General features: G+C 36.5%; 19 protein-coding genes and 1 tRNA gene. 11 read left to right on the top strand and 9 right to left on the bottom strand.

Annotation, left to right across the window (positions count from 1 at the left end; all coding sequences use genetic code 11):
* The first annotated feature begins 337 nt into the window (after positions 1-337).
* On the top strand, positions 338-1150 hold the full coding sequence (locus VJJ03_RS10565; RefSeq protein ID WP_323975519.1) for a GIY-YIG nuclease family protein: 813 nt from the start codon (positions 338-340) through the stop codon (positions 1148-1150).
* A 349-nt stretch (positions 1151-1499) separates the two neighbouring features.
* Here the strand turns inward: VJJ03_RS10565 and VJJ03_RS10570 are convergent, their stop codons facing one another.
* Positions 1500-2423, bottom strand: a complete 924-nt coding sequence (locus VJJ03_RS10570) for a WYL domain-containing protein (protein WP_323975521.1) — start codon at positions 2421-2423, stop codon at positions 1500-1502.
* 138 nt (positions 2424-2561) lie between these two features.
* Between VJJ03_RS10570 and VJJ03_RS10575 the strand changes: the two genes are divergently transcribed.
* From VJJ03_RS10575 to VJJ03_RS10605, 7 genes are all read left to right on the top strand, one after another.
* Complete coding sequence (locus VJJ03_RS10575; protein WP_323975522.1) at positions 2562-3812, top strand: hypothetical protein; 1251 nt, start codon at positions 2562-2564, stop codon at positions 3810-3812.
* Positions 3813-4126: 314 nt separating this feature from the next.
* Positions 4127-4975: a DnaB-like helicase C-terminal domain-containing protein gene (locus VJJ03_RS10580; RefSeq protein ID WP_323975524.1), complete on the top strand. Its 849-nt coding sequence runs from the start codon at positions 4127-4129 to the stop codon at positions 4973-4975.
* Between the two features lie 51 nt (positions 4976-5026).
* Positions 5027-5251 carry a hypothetical protein gene (locus tag VJJ03_RS10585; protein WP_323975525.1) on the top strand — a complete coding sequence of 75 codons (225 nt, stop codon included), beginning with the start codon at positions 5027-5029 and terminating at the stop codon, positions 5249-5251.
* Positions 5252-5334: 83 nt separating this feature from the next.
* The gene (locus tag VJJ03_RS10590; protein ID WP_323975527.1) at positions 5335-7035 is read left to right on the top strand and encodes a hypothetical protein; all 1701 of its coding nucleotides are present in this window, start codon (positions 5335-5337) and stop codon (positions 7033-7035) included.
* Positions 7036-7205: 170 nt separating this feature from the next.
* On the top strand, positions 7206-9026 hold the full coding sequence (locus VJJ03_RS10595; RefSeq protein ID WP_323975529.1) for a hypothetical protein: 1821 nt from the start codon (positions 7206-7208) through the stop codon (positions 9024-9026).
* A gap of 201 nt (positions 9027-9227) precedes the next feature.
* Positions 9228-10091, top strand: coding sequence for a DUF6892 domain-containing protein (locus VJJ03_RS10600; protein ID WP_323975531.1), 864 nt, complete (start codon positions 9228-9230; stop codon positions 10089-10091).
* Positions 10092-10131: 40 nt separating this feature from the next.
* Positions 10132-10857 (top strand): metallophosphoesterase family protein, encoded by a 726-nt coding sequence (locus tag VJJ03_RS10605; RefSeq protein ID WP_323975533.1) that lies wholly within the window; start codon positions 10132-10134, stop codon positions 10855-10857.
* On the opposite strand, the gene VJJ03_RS10610 is transcribed toward VJJ03_RS10605, so the two are convergent.
* Both VJJ03_RS10610 and VJJ03_RS10615 read right to left on the bottom strand, forming a co-directional pair.
* Positions 10854-11537, bottom strand: a complete 684-nt coding sequence (locus VJJ03_RS10610; RefSeq protein WP_009401241.1) for a DUF4276 family protein — start codon at positions 11535-11537, stop codon at positions 10854-10856. The genes VJJ03_RS10605 and VJJ03_RS10610 overlap by 4 nt on opposite strands.
* A 2-nt stretch (positions 11538-11539) precedes the next feature.
* On the bottom strand, positions 11540-12598 hold the full coding sequence (locus VJJ03_RS10615; protein WP_009401240.1) for an AAA family ATPase: 1059 nt from the start codon (positions 12596-12598) through the stop codon (positions 11540-11542).
* Between the two features lie 286 nt (positions 12599-12884).
* On the opposite strand from VJJ03_RS10615, the gene VJJ03_RS10620 reads away from it, so the two are divergent.
* Genes VJJ03_RS10620 through VJJ03_RS10630 form a run of 3 tightly spaced genes read left to right on the top strand, consistent with a single transcriptional unit; the run spans position 12885 to position 16844 of the window.
* Complete coding sequence (locus tag VJJ03_RS10620; RefSeq protein WP_040358116.1) at positions 12885-13616, top strand: YggS family pyridoxal phosphate-dependent enzyme; 732 nt, start codon at positions 12885-12887, stop codon at positions 13614-13616.
* Positions 13617-13626: 10 nt separating this feature from the next.
* Complete coding sequence (gene priA, locus VJJ03_RS10625; protein WP_323975537.1) at positions 13627-16077, top strand: replication restart helicase PriA; 2451 nt, start codon at positions 13627-13629, stop codon at positions 16075-16077.
* A gap of 11 nt (positions 16078-16088) precedes the next feature.
* Entirely contained in the window at positions 16089-16844 is a 756-nt protein-coding gene (locus VJJ03_RS10630; protein ID WP_009401237.1) for a lipocalin family protein, read from the top strand.
* Between the two features lie 9 nt (positions 16845-16853).
* On the opposite strand, the gene VJJ03_RS10635 is transcribed toward VJJ03_RS10630, so the two are convergent.
* From VJJ03_RS10635 to VJJ03_RS10660, 6 genes are all read right to left on the bottom strand, one after another.
* Positions 16854-17504: a potassium channel family protein gene (locus VJJ03_RS10635; RefSeq protein WP_040358114.1), complete on the bottom strand. Its 651-nt coding sequence runs from the start codon at positions 17502-17504 to the stop codon at positions 16854-16856.
* Positions 17505-17508: 4 nt separating this feature from the next.
* Entirely contained in the window at positions 17509-18837 is a 1329-nt protein-coding gene (locus tag VJJ03_RS10640; RefSeq protein ID WP_009401235.1) for a TrkH family potassium uptake protein, read from the bottom strand.
* Positions 18838-18888: 51 nt separating this feature from the next.
* A tRNA-Arg gene (locus VJJ03_RS10645) sits at positions 18889-18962 on the bottom strand.
* A gap of 19 nt (positions 18963-18981) precedes the next feature.
* Positions 18982-19431 (bottom strand): GatB/YqeY domain-containing protein, encoded by a 450-nt coding sequence (locus VJJ03_RS10650; protein ID WP_323975539.1) that lies wholly within the window; start codon positions 19429-19431, stop codon positions 18982-18984.
* A gap of 157 nt (positions 19432-19588) precedes the next feature.
* Positions 19589-20080 (bottom strand): metallophosphoesterase family protein, encoded by a 492-nt coding sequence (locus tag VJJ03_RS10655; RefSeq protein ID WP_009401233.1) that lies wholly within the window; start codon positions 20078-20080, stop codon positions 19589-19591.
* Positions 20081-20084: 4 nt separating this feature from the next.
* Positions 20085-21356 carry a UDP-N-acetylmuramoyl-tripeptide--D-alanyl-D-alanine ligase gene (locus VJJ03_RS10660; protein ID WP_009401232.1) on the bottom strand — a complete coding sequence of 424 codons (1272 nt, stop codon included), beginning with the start codon at positions 21354-21356 and terminating at the stop codon, positions 20085-20087.
* Positions 21357-21374: the final 18 nt, after the last annotated feature.

Below are 21374 nucleotides of genomic sequence, written 5' to 3' on the forward strand. Positions count from 1 at the left end.
CGGGGGCAATATTCAGAACAACAAAACCTTACTCGAAATCTATACCCAAAAATTTAACTTACTAACGGAACTTACAACATTTAATCTGCTCGGTTAAGTGCTCAGGAGCTATTACCTTTACAAGTGGTTTCTTTGACGTAGAGATAGGTTAAAAATTGCAAGGCAAAAGGGCATTAGTATAAAAATAATTTCGTATTTTTGTCAGTCGTCTTCCTCTTGCCTTTGGTTGGGCTTCGAGCTAAGCAAAACGGGATGCCTGGTGCCTTTTATCTAAAAAAACAAATAGGGGAAGCCGAAAACCTTTCAGAGCAGGCGATATTTTAAATATAATATAATTATGAGTATCAAATTAAATGACATTTTAAATTTTAGTCAGGAAGAATTGAAAAACACTAAAATCAAATTCAATCTGATGTTTTCAGGAAACTGGAATCCTATTGAGATTTTTAAAAATAGCGACATGAAAACCCTCTTGGAAGGACAATACTGGAACTATTCAAAACAAAAAATCTTCAAAGAAGGACAAACTACCATTGGTTTTATTCGTATCAAAGATGATTTGTGGTTACTCTTCTATATAGGAAAAGTTACTAGGGATCTGAATGTTTTCAATGGAGTTGGTTATGAACATGAGGAGCTTTCAGAGTATAGAAAATACTTCGGAAGATTGATCGTTAAGTATAAAAATACTTCTCAAAATCTGGCACGTCATGCCATACCTTTAATTGACGAATGTGAAGTATATGAGATATTGCCCGATATTTTTGACAATGATATTTTTCCAGGTTATGATAGTGTAAATCTGTCTTGGAGCGATTTATCACGTGTATTGGCAAAAGATTCATGGAAGACTGCTCTACAAAACCAAAAAGGAGTTTATCTGATTACTGATACCTCTAATGGGAAAATGTATGTGGGCTCCGCCTATGGAGAAAGAATGCTTTTAGGAAGATGGGAGGATTATGCGAAAACAGGAAATGGAGGGAATAAAGAATTGAAAGAACTATCTTTTGACCATATAAAGCAGTATTTCAGATATTCTATCTTGGATATTTTCAAAAGTACTATAAAAGATGAGCTTATCATAAGTAGAGAGACTTGGTGGAAGGAGGTTTTACTTACACGAAATTTTGGGTATAATAAGAACTAAAATTATACTCCAAACAGACTTATATAGCAATAGCCAATAAACTTGAAAATTCCCCTAACTCCCTTACAAGGTTAGGGGAATTTTCATTATCTTTGCCCCATGCTCAAATAAGTGAGACACTGTCTCACCTATTCAAAACATACAAAAATGATAATTTCAACGAAAGATACTATAGTTAATCAGAAATAGTTTGCGAAAAATTAGCGTGAGCAGTTGTAGGGGCAAAGTCCGCGAAAGCAGAGTATGAGAGGCAATTCGCCCTCCTATATGCGGGACAATTCGCTCCTTGCAAATAAGTTTTTACGCAGAAAGACCCTAATAAAAAGGCAGCAAAGTCACGAATTTTTATTCAATTATCATAGAGTACTAGCGCGTTTTTTATCTCACTTTTGACCCGCTCGGCCAAGTGCTCAGGGGCTACCACCTTCACATGCGCCCCATAGGAGAGAATCTCCTTGACAAAGTCGGGAGTAATCTTGATCTGTAGCGAGAGAACAATCTCCTCAGAGGTATCTTTGATAAATACCTGAGAGCGATGCAAAGGCATGGCTCTAAGGTATTCGGCAGGATTCGGTGTAAAAAACGAATCCTTTTCGTTTCTCCTAAAGGAAAGGATAACTTTTTCGGCTTTTAGTTGTCCGTCTCCTACCCACGAACTGAAACTATCATCAAAGAATGTTTGTGCTTGCTTTGCCTTTTCCCTATCATGCGCTCCACGTCCTTTTTCTTCGAGGTCTTCCATACAGTCAAGAGCGAAAATCCGCCATTGTTCCTTTTGGATATCCATTCCTAACAGATACCACCTGCGCTGGGACTCTTTAAGCAGATAGGGGTCTATAGTACGAGTTAATACCTCCTTAGGGGGATAACGCTTTTGGTAACGGAACTCAATTCGTTTCTGTTGTATAATGGCTCTGATCAGGAAACTAAGATGTTGAGTGCCTGATGATTGACGAGGGTCAAACACTACATACCGATAACTGTCTTCATGTTCTTGAAAAGCTTGAAATACATCGAAGGCTTCTAGCAAATCCTCTACAGAAGCATCTCCTTCTTCTACAATTCTATAGACTTCATCAGATTTGGAATATTTGATTTTTATCTTATAGATACACTCAATGTCCTTGATATCTCGCTGCAATGTACGTAGTTCAAAGGTATCACCAAATCTATCTTCATAATTATTTTTTATTTTAGTATAAGACAAAGCACCATAAATCCGTAATTGTTGGATAATAAACTGGTGTCTAAGGAAAATAGCTACAGTAGTCATTTTTTTTGCACAAAAATACGATTTTTTCTAAAACGACAAGTTGTTGCGTTTATAGTGTGTACTTTTGCCCCGAAATCTAAAGGAACAAGGGAAGCCGAAAACTTTTCAGAGTAGGCACTCACTAAAAAACATACAACGATGAAATTAAAAGACGAAGGATTAAGATTCACTACAGCCTCAATACCTTACATACCTGTAATGAAACCTAACACCTCTTTTGCAGCTAAAAAAGTAGTAACCTCCTACAAGGAATACGACATTGCAACAGATGAGAATGGTAATGTTTGTTTAGGTAAGTTTAACAATTATACAGAGGTCTCACCTGAACCTATCTTTACTCTCATTGAAGAATATCGTAAAATGATAGAAGAGATGAAAAAAGAAGGTTTTCTTGTAGAAGGAACAGATTTTTTAAAGCTCTCTGAAGAGATTCCCCGTTTTTATCAATTTAAGCGTCTGATAACTACTTATAATGATAAGGGGCTTGTAACAAGCTATGAAGTAGAGAATATTCTTATTAGTTTTAAGTACCATCAGAACAGCCAACTCTCACAATGGACAGCTACCATCTCAGGTCAAGTCCCTTGTACGCGCCAGTTCCTATACAGTGAGAATGCACAGCTTAAAAGAATAGTTGACACACTGGCCTCAGATAGTACGCAAGAATGGTTATATGATGAAAAAGGGAATATGATAGCTTATAAAGAAAAAGGGACAATAGTTGATAGATTTGAATATACCTATAATTCAAAAGGAAAACTAAGAGAGATAAGATGGTATAAAGACAATAAACTTCAAGATGGCGTGTCTTTTCTGTATGATGAGAAAGACAATAAGATACAGTCTAATTATCCTTGTCGTGATATATTTGATCCAGAAGATGAGGGTGATAATTGGTGTATTTCTAAGTTGTTTATCAATTTTTATAAAGATGAGATTATTTACAAACAAGAAATCCAGTATTATCGTGATGGATCAAAGGATGTTCTTTTTTTCAATGAACAAGGTAGGGTAATTCAAAAAGATATTTTTGATTACAAGCATTATCAAGGTTTTGTGCGAGTAGGAACCATATACTACAAATATTTTGAGGACAAAATAGAACGTACCAGAATAGATGATAATGGGGAGAAAGAAATCGTTATTTGCAAAGATATTGAATACTCAGAAGAGCCTGATTCCTTAGGGAGTCAATATTTTAGAAGAATGGGTTCTTATGACATATATGATGAGAATATCTTTTTTAGTTTTATATCTGAACGATATAGAGGGAAAGAATGGAAATTTGTACGTACTTACTTCAGTAATGGAGAGTGGGAAACCCTTTTTTATAAAGGAGGAAAACCCAGCTATATAGTCAGGAAAGAATACAGGGTATTAGAAGACTGATGTATTCTAAATACGATTGACTGTAAAAATAAAAAATACAGCAAAAGGGCGTTAGTATAAAAATAATTTCGTATCTTTGTCAGCAAATTAATAAAATTTATACGAAAAACTGACAGTACAGAAATAGATAATATATAATAACGTTTCGCTTTTATTTTCTAGCTCGAAATACGACCAATATTAAAAAGTGTAGGAAAGTAAAGTGGAAGCGCTTGCGTATTGCGGGCGTTCCTTTTGCTTTACACTTGCCTTTGGTCGGGCTTCGAGCTAAGCAAAATGGGATGCCCGCATATTTATTTTAAAAATATTATCAAATGGAAGGAAGTTATTTAGCAATAAAAAAATTATCTAATAGATTAGACTTTAAGAGAGACGAGGTCAATGTGATTTCTACAGGTTTTAGAGAACTTGACGCTCTAATTTTAGGATGGGAAAGAGGAAAATTTATGGTTATTGGAGCACGTCCTGCTATGGGAAAGACTGCTTTTGCATTGTCTATGTTACATCATATAGCTGTAGAAAGGAATATACCCGTAGCTTTATTTTCTTTAGAAATGAGTTCTTTACAATTACTAACACGCTTTGTTTCTCAGCAAACATCTTTAACAACAGATAAACTGCGTACAGACATATTAGATGATCAAGAAAGAAAAATATTCAATACTTATATAGACAAACTTGAGGATGCTCCTATATATGTAGATGATACTCAACATCTCTCCGTAGATAATATCTGTAAAAAAGCAGAAAAACTTTTTATTGAGCACGATATTAGATTAATTGTTATTGATTATTTGCAATTAATAGAAAACAAAAAACAAACAGAGGTTGTTATTTCTCAGCAATTAAAAGAACTCGCCCGAAAATTAAATATTCCTATTGTTGCTTTAGCTCAGGTTTCACGCAGATTGGAATATCCTACAAAACATAAACGTCCTCAGCTTTGTGATTTTAAAGATATTAGCATTGAAGAAAATGCCGATGTTATTTTGTTTCTCTACCGACCTGAATACTATAATATCTCTGAATGGGATGAGCAGGGGCATCTACCTACTGCAGGAATGGCAGAATTTGTTTTATCAAAGCACTATAACCAAAATACTTTGAGGAGTATTTATTTACGATGGGAAGCAGGAAAATTCTCAGACTTGGAAAAGAATTAATTGGGGAAGCCGAAAACCATATAGAGTAGGCATATACTAAAAACTGTAATTATGAGTTTAATGGTAACTTTCAAAAACGAAGTGGTTCGCATTTGTCCTAGCAATGCGAAGAAAATCGAGTATTCTAAGAACAATGGTTCTACTTGGAATACCCGCTATTCAGGTAGCTATACATTTCAAGATTTAGTAGTCTCTGGAGATGAGATTTTAGCTCAAACTGATAAAGGTTTGTACTATTCCAAAAACGGAGGTTCTACTTGGAACAAACGTAGCTAAAAACAACTTAGGAGGTTGCTCCTGAAGTAACCTCCTCTTCTTTGATAAGAAATAGTCGATAAAATAACTAAAAACAAAATTATATGTTAACTAAAAAAGACACTTCTCTTTATATAGAAAAGATACCAGCCAACAAATTCTTTGCAGGCAAAACGGTTGAAATAAGTTACAAGGAATACCAAGCCATAAAGACAGAAGATAATACGGTTGAGGTAGGAAAATTCTTGAGTGTAGATCAGATTCATTCGCCTTTCTGTTTTGGGGAAACGATAGATTATATGGTACATGTGATTCGTTGTAGCCCTCGTTCTCCATCTCTTCCAAAAGAAATATCTAATATGTCTTATCATAAATTCCTGAACTTCAGTTTTTTTAGACGAGTGGAAAATTATGACAAGCGAGGTCTTATGACATCACTTGTTTTAGATACCTATTCTTTCAAAAAGGTTCTTTTTACCTTTGAATATGATACAGAAGAAAGATTGGTGCAGTGGAACTGTTCTATGTTTGATAAGATAGTAAATAGCCGAAAGTTTGTTTATTATGAGGATGGTGCTCTCCGCAGTAGAGTAAGAGATCTCTGTGGTGATACTGAAGAATGGGAATATGATAAAAAAGGGAAACTTATACAATATACCCGAAATTGGGGAGGAAATATTAAAACAATAGACGGCGACTCTTATGATGAAGAGAAATCAGAACCCTATATTTGGAGAACAGTCTCTTACAAATCTTCTGAAGGGAAAATAGAACGCACTACCATCAGTGAAGATGGTGAAAAAAGTGTGATTATTTATAAAGATATTGAGTACCAAAAAGAACCTGATGACTTTTTAGGATCTGATAAATATGATGAAAATGTCTTTTCTTGTACACTGTATGATAAGAAAGGTAATGAAATACAGAAATATGTTCGTACTTATTTTGAAAATGGTTCGTGGGAGACAGTTTATTATCGAAATGGAATACCTAAGCACATCATTAGAAAAGAATGTAATATTTTAAAAGATTTAAATTATATGTACACAGAGAAATTCAAGCAAGTAGTACAATACTGCAAAGAAAACAACCTATTTGTAGGGTATGGAAACCCTAATGGGAAAGTATTGGTAATAGGTAAAGAAGCGGCACATGTGGCTAAGGAAGACCTTGCAGACCATTTGGAGAAGAAAAAAAAGGAACTTCTCCAGAGCAATGTAGCACAATGGGAGCATATCCTCTCCACAGGGGAAGTGCCTAACTATGATGGGGAGCGCCCTATCTCCGATGAAAATCCATTGTATGCTTACGGCAATCAATATAATAGTTGGGATAAAAGCAAAAAAGGAGGAACTAGTCGTACCTATTTAAACTACGAAAAACTCTACGAACAGCTATTTTTACAAGGAGAAAAACTTGAGAAAATCAATTTCCAAAAGGAGTTCTTCATCACTGAGCTTAGCGATTATCCTACCAAAGAAAGTTACAAGGATAACGAGATAGAAGCCCTTAGAAAACAGTCTATAGAAGAACGTAAGCCCCTCTTTGCGTTGCCTTTTTTCAAAGAGTTTCCTATTGTGATTGTAGCGGCTGGGCATTACCCCAAAAGATATAAATTCGATATGCAGCAGATCTTTGATGTACAATGGGAAGGAGAACCAATAAAAGTAGGCGAAAAATATTGGTACAATTTGCATTTTAGCAAAGATAACAAACGTATTCTTATTCATACCCGCCAACTAAGCAATAGAGTTAGTAACGAGCTTATTGCCGCTATTGCCAACGAAGCTAAGAAGTTTTTATAAGAAAGTAATCTTTCCTCTCCTCTAAAAATTCCCCTAACTCCCTTATGAGGTTAGGGGAATTTTCATTATCTTTGCCCCATGCTCAAATAAGTGAGACACTGTCTCACCTATTCAAAAATATACAAAAACTATAACAATAATAAAAGTTTATTAACTCAATTATAAGAACAATGATAAGATATATAATATTGACTTTTTTCTTCAGCTGTACGGCTTTAGCACAAGGTAGCGTGGTTACAGGTGAGTTCAAGGAGGATTATCGTACGATTAACCTCTATGGCAATATCCGAAAAGCACTCTTTGTATTAGAGAAAGGTAATGTATATCTTCTTGAGGATAGCGCCTATTTCCTTAAGCTCAGCCCCTTGGATGCTAAGAGGTTGGGGACTTCTCATATCTTGTTGATTCCTCTCTTTGGTTACAAAATTACCTACAAGTACGATATCCCTATTTCTTTTGAGATACTCCCGATTCCTAATGCGCCTGATGTCTATTATACTAAGAAAGCCTTCTATACCGATAAGCAAGGCAAGAAAATAACCCTCTCTTATCCTGAAGAACTGCCCTTATCCCCTATGGAGAAAATCAAAAAAGGAATCCCTATCTACTATCAAGAGATTAATAATAGAGATGACTTTCGGGATATCCCCCAGTGGATAGAAGCTTTGTCTAGCAAACAAAAAGTAACTACCATAGGAATAATGCATTGGGACGGAGTGGATAAGGATGGGAAAATGGTCGGAGGTTCCGAGGAATATAAGGAACAAGAGCTAATGAGTCAGTTAGCCCAAGAAAAGTTAAGCTCACTAAGTTATCTTCTAGGAGGTATTGTTTTCTTACCCAAGAAGCCTACCCAAGAAGATTGGCGGAAATGGTGGCAACAGTTCCAAAACTACTCCTTTCCCTCGGTCAAAAACCTACCTGCTCATATAGAAACTTTTCAGGAATCTATTGACAGGTATAGGCTCTATGCTTTGGACAAAGAGACTCAGAAAGTATATAGCCTTGACAAAGAACCTCAGTATTATTCAGGACAAGAACTCTTGGTGTTTGATACCCAAAATGACAAAGTAGAACGAGGACATATCTATTCAAAAGAGCAGCCTGATGCTACTGATTTTGAGACTTTTTATGCTCAAAATGATACACTATATACACTCAATAGTCATTTTGTTTGGGCAAAATATGTTCCTAAAAGGGTAAATGATTCTCTCTTCTACCAGCAGATAGCCTCTGCTGATGTAGTTCCTGAGCCTAACAGGTCTTATCGTAAAGCCTCTTATCAAGAGATCGAATATAAGATTGTCGAATCTTATACCACTGCTGAATGTATGTATATGCTTATTCAAAAAGAGGACTCAAAGGAGTATCAAGTGATGACGCTCGATACTAAAACAGGTAAGATAGAGGGGAAGATACTCCTCAATCCTTTACTGGACAATCCTAAGCAGTTAGAGCACCGCAGACAACATATTGCCATAGGAGCGACAGATGACTTTGTATTTCAGTTGAAAACAGAAAAGGGAGTCTACTTCCTAAAGTGCAATGCTACCAAGCTACTTGAAAAGACCCTTTTAGGAAAGCAATTTGAGTGGGGAACTACTTATCTAAGCTGGGGAAAAAAGCAGTATTATGGAGATATGGATGCTAATGATACTTTTGACTTCTACTCTATTGCCTCTCCTTCCCAAAAGCATAGTGTATCTTCGTCAGATAATTTCTATGACAACCGAATTATGGAGCAGGACGAAGAGTCTGTTGTGGCTTTTTATGAGTATTATGATAGCTTTTTCAGCGGGCTCAAGATGCAGCGCCTTGACAAAGATACACACGCCCTGAAGGGGAAAAGCTCTTTGTTATACCAGTATTTCCCTGTGGAGGAGATTTCAAGCGAAAATAGCCTATCCACACTAAAAGCCTTTAAAATCAATGGACAATGGCATGTCTTTTTTACTAAAGAAAACGAATATTTTTGGGTGAAGGTCAAATAATGTAAGTCGTTTCTAAATTTCATGAGTATAAAGATTTTTTTAGGGTCAATAATAAAAAAATAAATAGCTATAGATGTCAGCAACTCAGGGCTGCTCATCAATAACGAACTCCTGTTAGAGTTTTCCCTGTCTCGCCTTACAGAAGCCTTGGGCAAACCTCGGATAACTCCCATAACAGATGAAGATTCTCCTTACAGTGCTATGTACTTATGGGATAGCTTAGGTATCTATGCCTTTGAGAAAAAGGATGGCACCCTAGCCACACTTGCTTGTAGGGTAGCGGAAGATAAGGATTGGCAACGTACAGTAACCTTTGATTATTTTGCGCTGCGTCCTAAGGGACTTTTTACAGGGAACTTTACCATAGCGGGGAAATCTCCTTTGTCCTATATCTCCAAAGAGCAAAGTATGGATTCGTTTGGCCTTGATATAGCGTTAGAAAGTTGGAATGTGAGTTGTCTCTATACCGAAAGGTTAAGTGATGATCTTGAAGACCTTTCTAAGAAAGCGATAGTAAAGCGCGTAGCACAAGAGGCGATGCCTTTTCGTGATTACGAGGTGAGCTATATCCCTAACGAAGTTCCTTCAAGTAAGGAAAAAGATCCCAACAAGTGGGTTCTCCCTTTGACAGAAGAAAAATGTGCGCAGTTCAAGAGCTTTAATTTTAAATTGGCAGTTGTACAGGAGCTGATGTATGTCCAAGAGGTGCTAAAACCCAAGTTTGATGTATATGATTTCTGTGAAAACTATACCAAGCGAGACATAGACCCAGAGGACTATTACTTTGAAGTCATTCCTGAGGTAAAGAAATGGTTTATGGATTTGCCCATTCCCGTCTCCTTGGCTGCTTTGGTTACTGAACTGTATTTTGATGGAGGCAATGAAATATATGCACAGTTGATACCTTTTTGGGACGGAGAGGACGATGTGTTTGACATCAAATCACTTACCGAGAAGGATATCTCTCAGGTGCCTAATCTAAAAACCATTGACGGCACGGCTATTCTTATGTCCGAACAGGTGAAGGACTTATGTAAGAGCAAAGGAATATCATTCACCAATTAGTTCATTATTCACTATTCACTTTTCGCTATTCACTATCTTTATGAGAACACTTGTTATAGGGGACATACATGGCGCTTACGCGGCGCTGCTTGAGGTCTTGGAGCGAGCACAAGTTACTCCCGATGACCTACTAATTTTCTTAGGGGACTATGCCGATAGGGGCAAGCACACCCCTGAGGTCTTGGACAAACTTATTGCCCTACAACAGACTCACCAAGTGATTTATCTAAGAGGGAATCACGATGCCTTATGCTGCGATTTTCTCTTAGGCAAACCTATGTCTGATCTTTGGCGTTCTCATGGGGGCAAGGCTACCGAAGAGGCTTATAAGCACTACTCTAAGGAGGAGAAAGAGGTACATATTCGCTTCCTTCAATCTCTTCGGAACTACCTTTTAGACGGACAAAACAGACTCTTCCTACATGCAGGCTTTACCGACCGAGGGGGTGTGGCACATGAGTTTTTCACAGAGAACTTCTATTGGGATAGAACGCTTTGGGAGTTAGCCCTTGCTACCCCTGAAGACCTGCCTCCTACCGATCCCTATTATCCCAAAAGATTGTCGTTGTATAGGGAAATCTATATAGGACATACTCCCACGCTCCTCTATGGCACAGACCAACCTATGTGCCGTCACCATATATGGAACCTTGACACAGGCGCAGGCGCTACAGGGCGACTCACCCTTATGGATATTGATACCAAGAAATTCTGGCAGAGTGACCCTGTAATGAGTTTTTATCCTGAAAAAGAAATATTTGATTAGGAATTCTCTAAAATTTTATTAATTAGGAGATGTATCCAATTTCTGAAACGAGGACATTTCTCCATAAGAGGTTCTATTCCTATTTTGGTGGCAATGCTATTTCCATCAATGATTTTTTCATATTTTAAACCATATTTTTCAAAAATAGCAATAATGCGTTTGGAAGGAGCTGTATGGGGGCTATCATTTATATCTTCAGGGTTATCATAGCGTGTAATAATACGGCTTATATCCTCTACAATAGAAGGATTGTTGAACAGGTGAAAACCCTTAATAGAAGAAAAGAGTAAAGCCTCAAATTCATGTAACTGAATGTAAGGAATAAAATTTTTTACCTCAATTCCTTTATTTCTTAGGTCATCTTTGATTCCTTGTTCTATAAGTTCCACTCCCTTTGTAGGACTGGATTGTCTTTGTTTAGCTTCCTGATAGTTAGGAAAATTATGACTTTCTAAAATACCATAATAATCAAAGAAAGTGGTAAGTATTTTTTCTTTATCTCTTAGATGATTTCTTAGTTCAATAAATAATTTTGAATAGTTGGTAATACCTCCACCGGTGTATTTTAGGGTACTGAAAGAAATGTAACTACCTGTTTTTGAAAGAATATAAGGGGACAGAATATTTTTGAAGACACTCAATTCAGTTTGTCCCTCTACAATACAATGGATTCTTTTCATAATCAGTAAGGTTGTCCGTTAATAATGTTTTTCTCCCAGAGTTCGCCTAAAGAGAAATCCTTTATCCAGTAGGAGAGTTCATGAGTGTTCAATCTGTTGAAGACAGATTGGTTTACATTCCTATCTACAGTAATAATATCTTCCACCTTAAAATTGGAAACTAAAGGTACGGATTGTGTTGAGATAATAACCTGACTCTTAACGGAAGCTTTCCGGATAAGTCCAGCAAGCACATTGATAGCAAAAGGATGCAAGCCTAATTCAGGTTCATCAATGATAATCACCTTAGGGAGTTCAGGTTGCATAAGTAAGGTGGCTAAAGCAACAAATCGTAAAGTTCCATCAGAGAAATGAGTACTGTTGAAAGGAATATCAGGGGATTGCTGTGCTCTCCATTCCAGCTGGATAATGCTATCATTTAACCTATCAGGATGTAGGTCAAACCTTTCAAAATAAGGAGCTACTGTTTTTATAACCGCTTCTATCTGTTCAAAGTGGAAAGGATGTTTCTCCTGCAGGTAATACAAGAAAGAAGGCAAATTGCCACCATCATCTCGCAGAGAAAGATTGTCGGTAAGTAAAGAAGACTTTCGCAAAGGGGCATTTTCACTAGTATCATGGAAGTGATAATTCTTAAATGCTCGCATATAACCACCTACATATTGAGCTATATCTTGTTGTCTATCTTTTAGTACACTCTCTCTGCTATTTGTACTTAGATTTTTTCTTTCATTATTGAAAAAGATGTTTTCATAATCAATAAAAAGAGTACCATCAGAGGTGGGAGATAACTGACATTCGTAGGCATTGGTATGGCTGAATTCTATCTTAAGATAGATGTGTTGTGTGGTTTTGCTACCAAAGTATAATAGATTCTCAGCTCCTTTCCTTCGTGAATAGTTTCCTAAACGTTTCTCGTAAAGATTGTTTAAGAACTTGAAAAAAGAAATAAAATTTGATTTTCCAGCACCATTGGCTCCTATAAGTGTATTGATAGGATTTAGAGGGAGTGCTATCTTTTTGATAGATTTGAATCCTTCTATGTGTATGCTATTAATCATAAGTTCTTTGTGATTTTAAATGATGACAGATTTGCCGCAAATATACATCCTTTTTACCACTTAAACCTTTCTAATTTGTTAATTATCAAATATCAACTATTAATTATTAGTTAATTATTTTGTTGCTTGTAATGAGCCATTACTTAAATCTATTATAACTGAAAAATAGAAACTTATTTTAATTGAATAAAGTATTTAGTAGATACTGATAATGAATATCTTGGAAAAAAATTTGACTTTTGCTTTTTATTGTTGTACCTTTGCCTCTTATAAATATTTAATAGAAATGGATACCATAGAGAAAAACATACAACAAGTACAAGAACGCATTAACAAAGCTTGTGAGACAGCTGGTAGAGATCCCAAGGAAGTAAAACTCCTTTTGGCTACCAAAACAGTAACCCCTGAACGTATTAGGCAGGCTTTTGCTGCAGGTTATACTCTTATTGCTGAAAATAAAGTACAGGAACTCAAAGAAAAGTATGAAGCTCTAAAATCAGTCCCTCATATTAACCATTTTATAGGTCATCTGCAGACTAATAAGATAAAGGATATCCTCAAGTATGAGGTTAGTTGTGTAGAATCCCTTGATCGTTATGATTTAGCAGAGAAGCTCCATCAAAAACTTTCTCAGATAGGTAAGCAAATGGATGTTTTTATCCAGGTGAATACCTCCGCAGAAGAAAGCAAATTTGGAGTAGCTCCAGAAAATGTTTTGGAACTGGTGAAGCAAGTAGCTCAATTCCCCACCTTACATATCAGAGGGCTGATGACCATTGGACTTTTCAGTGCTGAGCAGGAAAAAGTGCGTAAATGTTTCCAGTTACTTAAGAATATCCAACAGCAGATAATTACTTTAAATCTCCCAGATGTACAACCTAAAGAACTTTCTATGGGCATGAGTGGAGATTTCGAAATTGCTATCGCTGAGGGAGCTACCATTGTTCGGGTGGGGACAGCCATCTTTGGACAGCGTATTTATCCAGATAGCTACTATTGGAATGAGAAGCAAGCTTAAGACCTAACTTATGTACTATATAGATGTTGCTCTTCCCTTGCCTCTTCGGCAGGCTTTTACCTATGAGGTTAATGAGGAACAAGCTTCTTTCCTTCAAGCGGGAATGAGGGTAGTGGTACCTTTCGGAAAGTCTAAAATCTATACGGGAATTGCCCTCAAAATACACCAGAATACACCAGCTTATCCCACTAAATCTATTGAATTTATCTTAGATGAGGCTCCTATACTCTCTCAAAGACAACTACAGTTATTCTCATGGATAAGTGCCTATTACCTAAGTACTTTTGGAGAGGTCCTGAAGATGGGGATGCCCTCATCCTTGCTCTTGGAGAGTGAGACTATTATAGAGAAAACAGAACAGCTTGTTGCGACACAATCTCTTTCAGATGATGAATTTCTTGTATATGAGGCACTGGAGCATGCTTCTTCTCTCACCGCAAAGGAAGTAGGAAAGATACTCCAAAAGAAAAATCCTATAGGAGTACTTAAGTCTCTCTTAGAGAAAGGAATTATTCGCCTTAGTGAAAAAATTTTTGAAAAATATCAACCAAAACTCAAAAAATATCTTCGTCTTACTCAAAAGTATCAGAAGAAGGAAGTCTTGAATGCTCTGTTAGAAGGCGATTCTCTTAAATCCAGAGCACAGCAAAAGCTCCTATGGGCATTTGTTACCTTACGCTCTCAGAAAGAAACACTTATTACTCCTGAGCTTCTTTTACAGAAGGCAGAGGTGAGTGCTACTGTACTTAAGAAATTAGTGAGTTTAGGTGTTTTAGAGGTCTATACTGATGTCATAGATAGGGTTTCTTTTGCATCTGATAGTGAAGTTTTGGATTTAAGCCTTGCTCAGAAAAAGGCTTTTGCTGAAATTGAACAACAATTCCGAGAAAAAAATACGGTGCTACTTCAAGGGGTAGCGTCCTCTGGGAAAACATTGCTATATAGCAAACTTATTGAACAAACCCTTGCCCAAGGAAAAGAAGTACTCTATTTGGTGCCAGAGGTGGGGCTCAGTGTACAACTGATGAATCGCTTGGAACACTTCTTTGGAGATAGTATGAGTGTATATCATAATAAATATTCTGCTCACGAGCGGGTAGAGGTATGGAATAACGTACTTGCTCAAAAGAAAAAAGCACAATTTGTTCTTGGGGTAAGAGCGGCGGTATGCTTGCCTTTTAAGCGTTTAGGACTCATTATTGTAGATGAGGAACATGACCCTTCCTATAAACAAACAGAAATATCTCCGCGTTTTCAGGTACGTGATACTGCCCTTATGCTCTCTCATTTACATGGGGCAAAAACACTTTTAGGTTCAGCCACTCCCTCTGCAGAGAGCTATTATAATGTTCAAATAGGAAAATATGGATTTGTGCAATTGTTAGAGCGCTTCTTGGGAGAGTTACCACCCCTTGTGGAACTGGTAGATTTAAAAGAAAAGACTAAAAAAAAGGAAATGCAAGGACACTTTTCTGATGCCCTTTTACAAGCTATTGAGGAAAATCTTATACTACATAAGCAGATAATTTTATTACAAAATAGGCGAGGCTATTCTCCTTATCTGCAATGTGATATTTGTGATGTTATTCCTCAATGTCCTAATTGTGATGTCTCTCTAACCTATCATCAACTTCAAAATCAACTGTGTTGTCATTACTGTGGTTATACCATTGCCAAACCTGTGAGTTGTCCTGCTTGTGGAACATGTAATTCATTAAGAACAAAAGGATTAGGAACGGAAAAAGTAGAGGAGGAATTATTACAATTTTTTCCTAAAGCTCGGATTGACCGTATGGATATGGATACTACTAAGGGGAAGTATGGCTTTGAGAAAATTATACATAGGTTTGAGCACAGAGAAACAGATATACTCATAGGAACACAAATGGTAAGTAAGGGATTGGACTTTCCTGAAGTGGGTTTGGTAGGAATTATGAATGCAGACCTATTTTTGTATCAACCTGATTTCCGTGCCAAAGAACGATGCTTTGAGCTTCTTTCTCATATTGCAGGGCGTGCAGGAAGAAGAGAATTTCAAGGGAAAGTACTGATTCAAACTTATAATCCCTTTCAAGAAATATTGCAGCAAGTAAAGGAGGGAGATTATCAAAAAATGATTACTCAGCAGCTCGAGGAGCGATATGATTTTCACTATCCACCCTTCTACCGCTTAATCCGCATTGCTCTTAAGCACAAGGAATTTGAGCGAATTAACCAAGCAGGGCAATGGTTTGCTGATTCCTTGAGAGGAGGGCTTTCTCTGTATGAAATAGAAGTCTTAGGAGCAGAATTCCCTTCTATATCCCGTATTCGTAATGAATATATTAAACACATTCTCTTAAAAATACCTCCTAAAGTGGCATTATCTTTGATAAAGGACTATATATTACGTGTGGAACAAAGTTTCTTTTCCATAGCAAATTTTCGTTCTGTACAACTTTTGTATAATGTGGATATTTAGATTTTTAATTTATGAAAAGGTTGACTTTTGTTTTTGCTTTCTGTACTTTCACACTGGGATTCTCTCAAAATATTATAGGTGAACGTTGGAAGATTGATCATCTTATTGGGAATAGTGAGGAAGAAGTGGATGTATATGAACTGAGTGAAATGCCTAAAGGAAAATCTGCAGGTTACTATGTGGAATTCAAGAATAACAATACATTTCATAGCTCCTATTATGCCCCTTGTGGAAATGACTGCTTTACTTCCACTACAGGAACCTATAAGAAGGTGGGAAATCATTATCTCAATATATTTGTCTATCGTCTTACACAAAATGGGGAATGTAAGGATAATAAATTATTGAACAAAAGTTTAGGTAATTATTATATCTATTTTTCGCCTACTGGAGTGATTCGCCTTATTAAAAGTACAGGGAATCTTAGTAGGGATAGGGAAAAAGCACAGGATTCTGAGCGATTAAATAATTTCTCTTCATTCATGGAAGATAAGATTACTCATCAATCACATTTTTCTTTGATAGAGAATTTAGAGACTCCTATTAAAATAGTTACCCAAAAATATGCTAAGGAAATACTTAAACTTACTGATTATATAGTATGCTTGAATAGTACTACACCCAGCGATTGGCGAGTTATCCTAATAAAAGACAACGCTACGGGTAAGTATTATTATGTGATAGAGGAATATATTTCTGTAAAAGGGGAAGTTAAGAAAGCTCTATTCCATTTTTCTGAAGATCAGGTGTCTGGATCTAAGAAATAATATGATAGATTACACTACTTTCCCTATGGTATTCTCCCGAGCAAGCACGATAAGCAGGTCTTCCTTATCCAGTTGTACATTTGGATCAGGGGTTACATTCATTTTCCCATCAGAGTGTTTAATAGCCAATATATTTATCTCATATTTGTGGCGTAGGTTTAGTTCCATAAGAGATTTTCCTATATAACTTTTTGGAATTTTTACTTCATAGATAAAATAATCCTCAGAGAACTTAAAGTAATCAATGATAGTAGGGTGTAATATAGAATAGGCAATTTTTTCTCCCATGGACTCTTCTGGAAATACCACTTGTGTAGCTCCAATTTTTTCTAATACTCTTCCTTGTGTATGGTTTACAGCCTTACAAATAATTTCTCTCAGCCCCAATTCTTTCAAATGTAAGGTGATGAGGATACTTGCCTGTATATTATCTCCTACACTTATGAAAGCCATATCAAAGTCATCTTTTACTACATTTTTCAGAGCAACTTCATCGGTAGCATCAAGAATTACGGCTTCATCTATAATGCCTTCATTAAGAGCTTGCTTGATGAGTTCTTCATTGGAATCAATAGCCAATACAGTGGATTTGTTCTTATAGAGTGTTTTGGCTACTGACTTACCAAATTCTCCTAAACCTATTACTAAAAAATTTTTCATAATGTTATCCAATTAGTATATTTTCTTTGGGATATCTGTAATTTCCTTTGTCTCGTTCACGAGAAAAGGCTAAAGCTATGGTAAGGGGTCCTACCCTACCTAAGAACATGGTGATGAGCAAAATAATTTGAGAGCTGAGGCTCAATGAGTGTGTAACCCCCATAGAAAGGCCACAGGTTGAAAAAGCTGACATTATCTCAAAAAGTATTTTTATAGTATCTTTATCTGAATCAAAACTGATCATAAGAATAGCCATCGTAAGTATGTATAAGAAAGCGATAAAAACTAAGGTGGATGCCTTATTGAATAACTGCCAAGAGATTCTTCTTTTGGAGTATTCTATGTATCGTCTGTTAAGCAAGGAAGCACGTACTCCCAAGCATAGAATACCGAAGGTAGTTGTTTTTATTCCACTTCCTGTTGAATTTGGGGAGGCTCCAATGAACATAAATACAATACAAAGAATAGCAGTAGCTCCTGAAATTCCCTCTATAGGAATAGTATTGAATCCGGCTGTTCGTAAGGTAGCCGAGTGGAAAAAACTTATTAGAATTCTGCCTCCAAAGGACTCATTTGTCAACTCTCCTGTATAATGGTATTCTAGAATGAAAAATAAGAAAGTACCTACCCCAAGAAGAATAAGAGTAATAAGCATAGAAAATTTAGAATTGACACTTATTTTTCTTCTTTTCCCTGTTACATATTCAAAAAGTTCTATAATAGAGGTGAATCCTAATCCTCCAAGGATAATTAATAGTGCTATAATAATATTCATATAAATATGAAAAGTATAGCCTTCTAAATTATGAGGGAAAAGAGAGATACCAGCATTACAAAAAGCAGATACTGAATGGAAGATTCCATAAAAGAGAGCCTTATGCCAGGGAAATTCTTTTATAAAAACAAAAAAAAGCAATACAGCTCCTATAGCTTCTATAAGGAGAACTACAAAAACTACTTTTTTGATATGTAAATAGAGGTCTATTTTTGCTTCATGGTTAAGTCCTTCAGATACTAAGCGCTTGGTGTAAAAACTGATTTTTTTGGATATCAATAGGATAATTACAGAGGAGAGAGTTAGGATTCCTAAACCACCTAATTGAATAAGCAATAATACTATAACTTCCCCATAGGTAGAGAAGGTACTATGTACATCACAAATGGTAAGCCCCGTTACTGTTACTGCAGAAGTAGCTGTAAAGAGAGCTTCAATGAAAGTGAATCCTTTATCACTGATATGAGTGAAAGGCATCATTAGAAGGATAGTGCCAACAAATATTAGTGAGAGGAAAGAAAGGATAATAAGAGTATAGGGAGAATAGTTCCGTAGCATAATTTTTTTAAAATAAAAAGACTATCCAACCTTGCCGTTGAACAGCCTTTGTGACCGCGAGAGGCTTCGAACCCCCAACCCTCAGAGCCGAAATCTGATATTCTATCCAGTTGAACTACGCGGCCTTTTTGTAAAACAATATAATTATGATAATACTTTCTTTACTATGGAAGCGATAAGCTTACCATCAGCTTTGCCCGAAAGCTCTTTGCTTGCTTCTCCCATGACTTTTCCCATATCTTTCATGCTTGAAGCTCCTACACGGGCAACAATTTCTTTAATAAGCGCCTCTACTTTCTCCTCAGAGAGTTGTTCAGGCAGGAATTTGGAGATAATTTCCGCTTGGGCAAGTTCAGGAGCTGCTAAATCTTCTCTTCCTTGCTTCTGATAGAGGTCTGCACTCTCTTTACGTTGTTTCACCAAGCGTTGTAAGAGCTTTATTTCTTCATCTTCAGAGATCGTATCTCCTGCTTTAGCTTCTGTTTTAGCAAGCAATATAGCCGCTTTTATAGCGCGTAAGGAATCCAATGCAATGGTATCCTTTGCTTTCATTGCCTCCTTAAGGGCTTCCATTATTTTTGACTCTAAACTCATAACCTTATGATAGTTAAAAGTGAATGATCTGTCACTACTCAATAAGAGTAGTTTTTAACTTTTATTTCAAAGTGCAAAGTTACATCTTTTTTTGAGATTGAAAAAATCTTTTTTGCAAAACTCTCTTAATTTATTTTTGTTCTTTTCTTTCTCATGCTCATTTCAGAGGGTATTCTACAATTTCCATTTGGGAGATGTTCCCTTGAGAAATCTCAAAGCGAAGCATAGTACGGCTTTTCTGTGCTCCATACTTACCAACGGCTCCTGGATTAAGGTGTAGGAGTTGGTATTTCTTATCGTAAATGACTTTAAGAATATGGGAATGTCCACAAATGAAGATATTTGGTTTCTCCTCCTTCAGAAGTTCAGGAATTCCTTTAGCATAATGAGTAGGATATCCTCCAATGTGGATCATAAGCACTTTCATACCTTCACACTCAAAAAGTTGTTTTTCGGGGAAGAGGCTGCGTATTTCAGTACTATCAATATTTCCATATACGCCCCGCAAGGGTTTTAAGGTCTGGATTTGCTCGGCAACAATAACGGAACCAAAATCACCAGCATGCCATACCTCGTCTGCCCAGCGGACATGTTCTAAGATAGCTTTATCTATGTAGCTATGAGTATCAGATAAGAGCAGTATCTTCATAAGGTTAGATTTCTATTCTTTCCATAGTCATAGAGCGGGAACCCTTAACAAGAAAAAAAGTATTAACAAAATGTTGTTGTGCTAAATAAGCATTCACTTCCTCTAAGGTATGGAATTTGAGAAAATTAGTTTGTGTATTCCAGAAATTCTCTCCTACCAGAAGTACAGCTTCCCATGGATAAAGAGCTATGTCATTTACCAATTGCTGATGTTCGGCGGGACTATAATCTCCTAATTCCTTCATATCTCCTAAAATAAGTATCTTATTAGCAGAAGGAATTTCTTTGAAAGCTTCTATGGCAGCGTGCATACTGCTTGGGTTAGCATTATAGGCATCCATAAGTATTTTGTTGCCATGAGCCTTTTCTACAAACTGAGAACGATTATTAGTGGGGATATATCCTTCAATACCATGAATAATGGCTTCCTTAGTAAGTTTAAAGTAATTACCTATACAGATGGCTGCTGCTACATTCATAGCATTATATTTGCCTATAAGATGGGTTTGAATATTAGACTCCTCCCAGTGAAGTTTTACCAATAGGCTTTCCTTATAAAGAGAGAGTTGTAGGTTAGCTTTCTTATTTCCTTCCATAGAAAAAGAGTAAGTGTTTGAATAACCATTCAGCAAACGAACCTGAATCTCATTATCTTGGCAAAAGAAAATGCGTTTATTATCTTTTTTTAAATAATTATATAGTTCACTTTTGGCTTGGATAACTCCTTCAAAAGAACCAAAACCCTCTAAATGGGCACGTCCAAAGTTGGTGATATAGCCAAAATCAGGTTCAGCAATTCGGCAGAGTTGTGCTATTTCTCCAGGATGGTTAGCCCCCATCTCTACTATAGCTATATCAGTTTCAGGAGTGAGCCGTAATAGAGTGAGGGGGACTCCTAGATGATTATTGAAATTACCTTCTGTTTTTAGGGTACGGAAGGACTGATTCAGTACACTATATATCAACTCCTTTGTAGTCGTTTTCCCATTACTTCCTGTAAGAGCAATAATAGGTGTTGCCAAATAGTGGCGATGATAGAGTGCTAATTCTTGTAATGTTTTAAGAGTATCCTCCACTAAGATGGCTTGTGGAAGATAACTCCATTTTTTGTCATTGGTAACTACATATCTGGCACCTTTTTCTATCGCTATAGGAACAAACTCATTACCATTAAAACGTTCTCCTTGAAGGCAAAAGAAGAGCATATCGGTTAAATCCTTGCGAGTATCAGTAGCAACGCCTTTACATTCTTTAAATTTTTTGTATAAAGTATTCATTTATATTTGAATAAGAAA

The sequence above is a fragment of the Capnocytophaga sp. G2 genome (assembly GCF_035282625.1).
GTDB lineage: Bacteria > Bacteroidota > Bacteroidia > Flavobacteriales > Flavobacteriaceae > Capnocytophaga.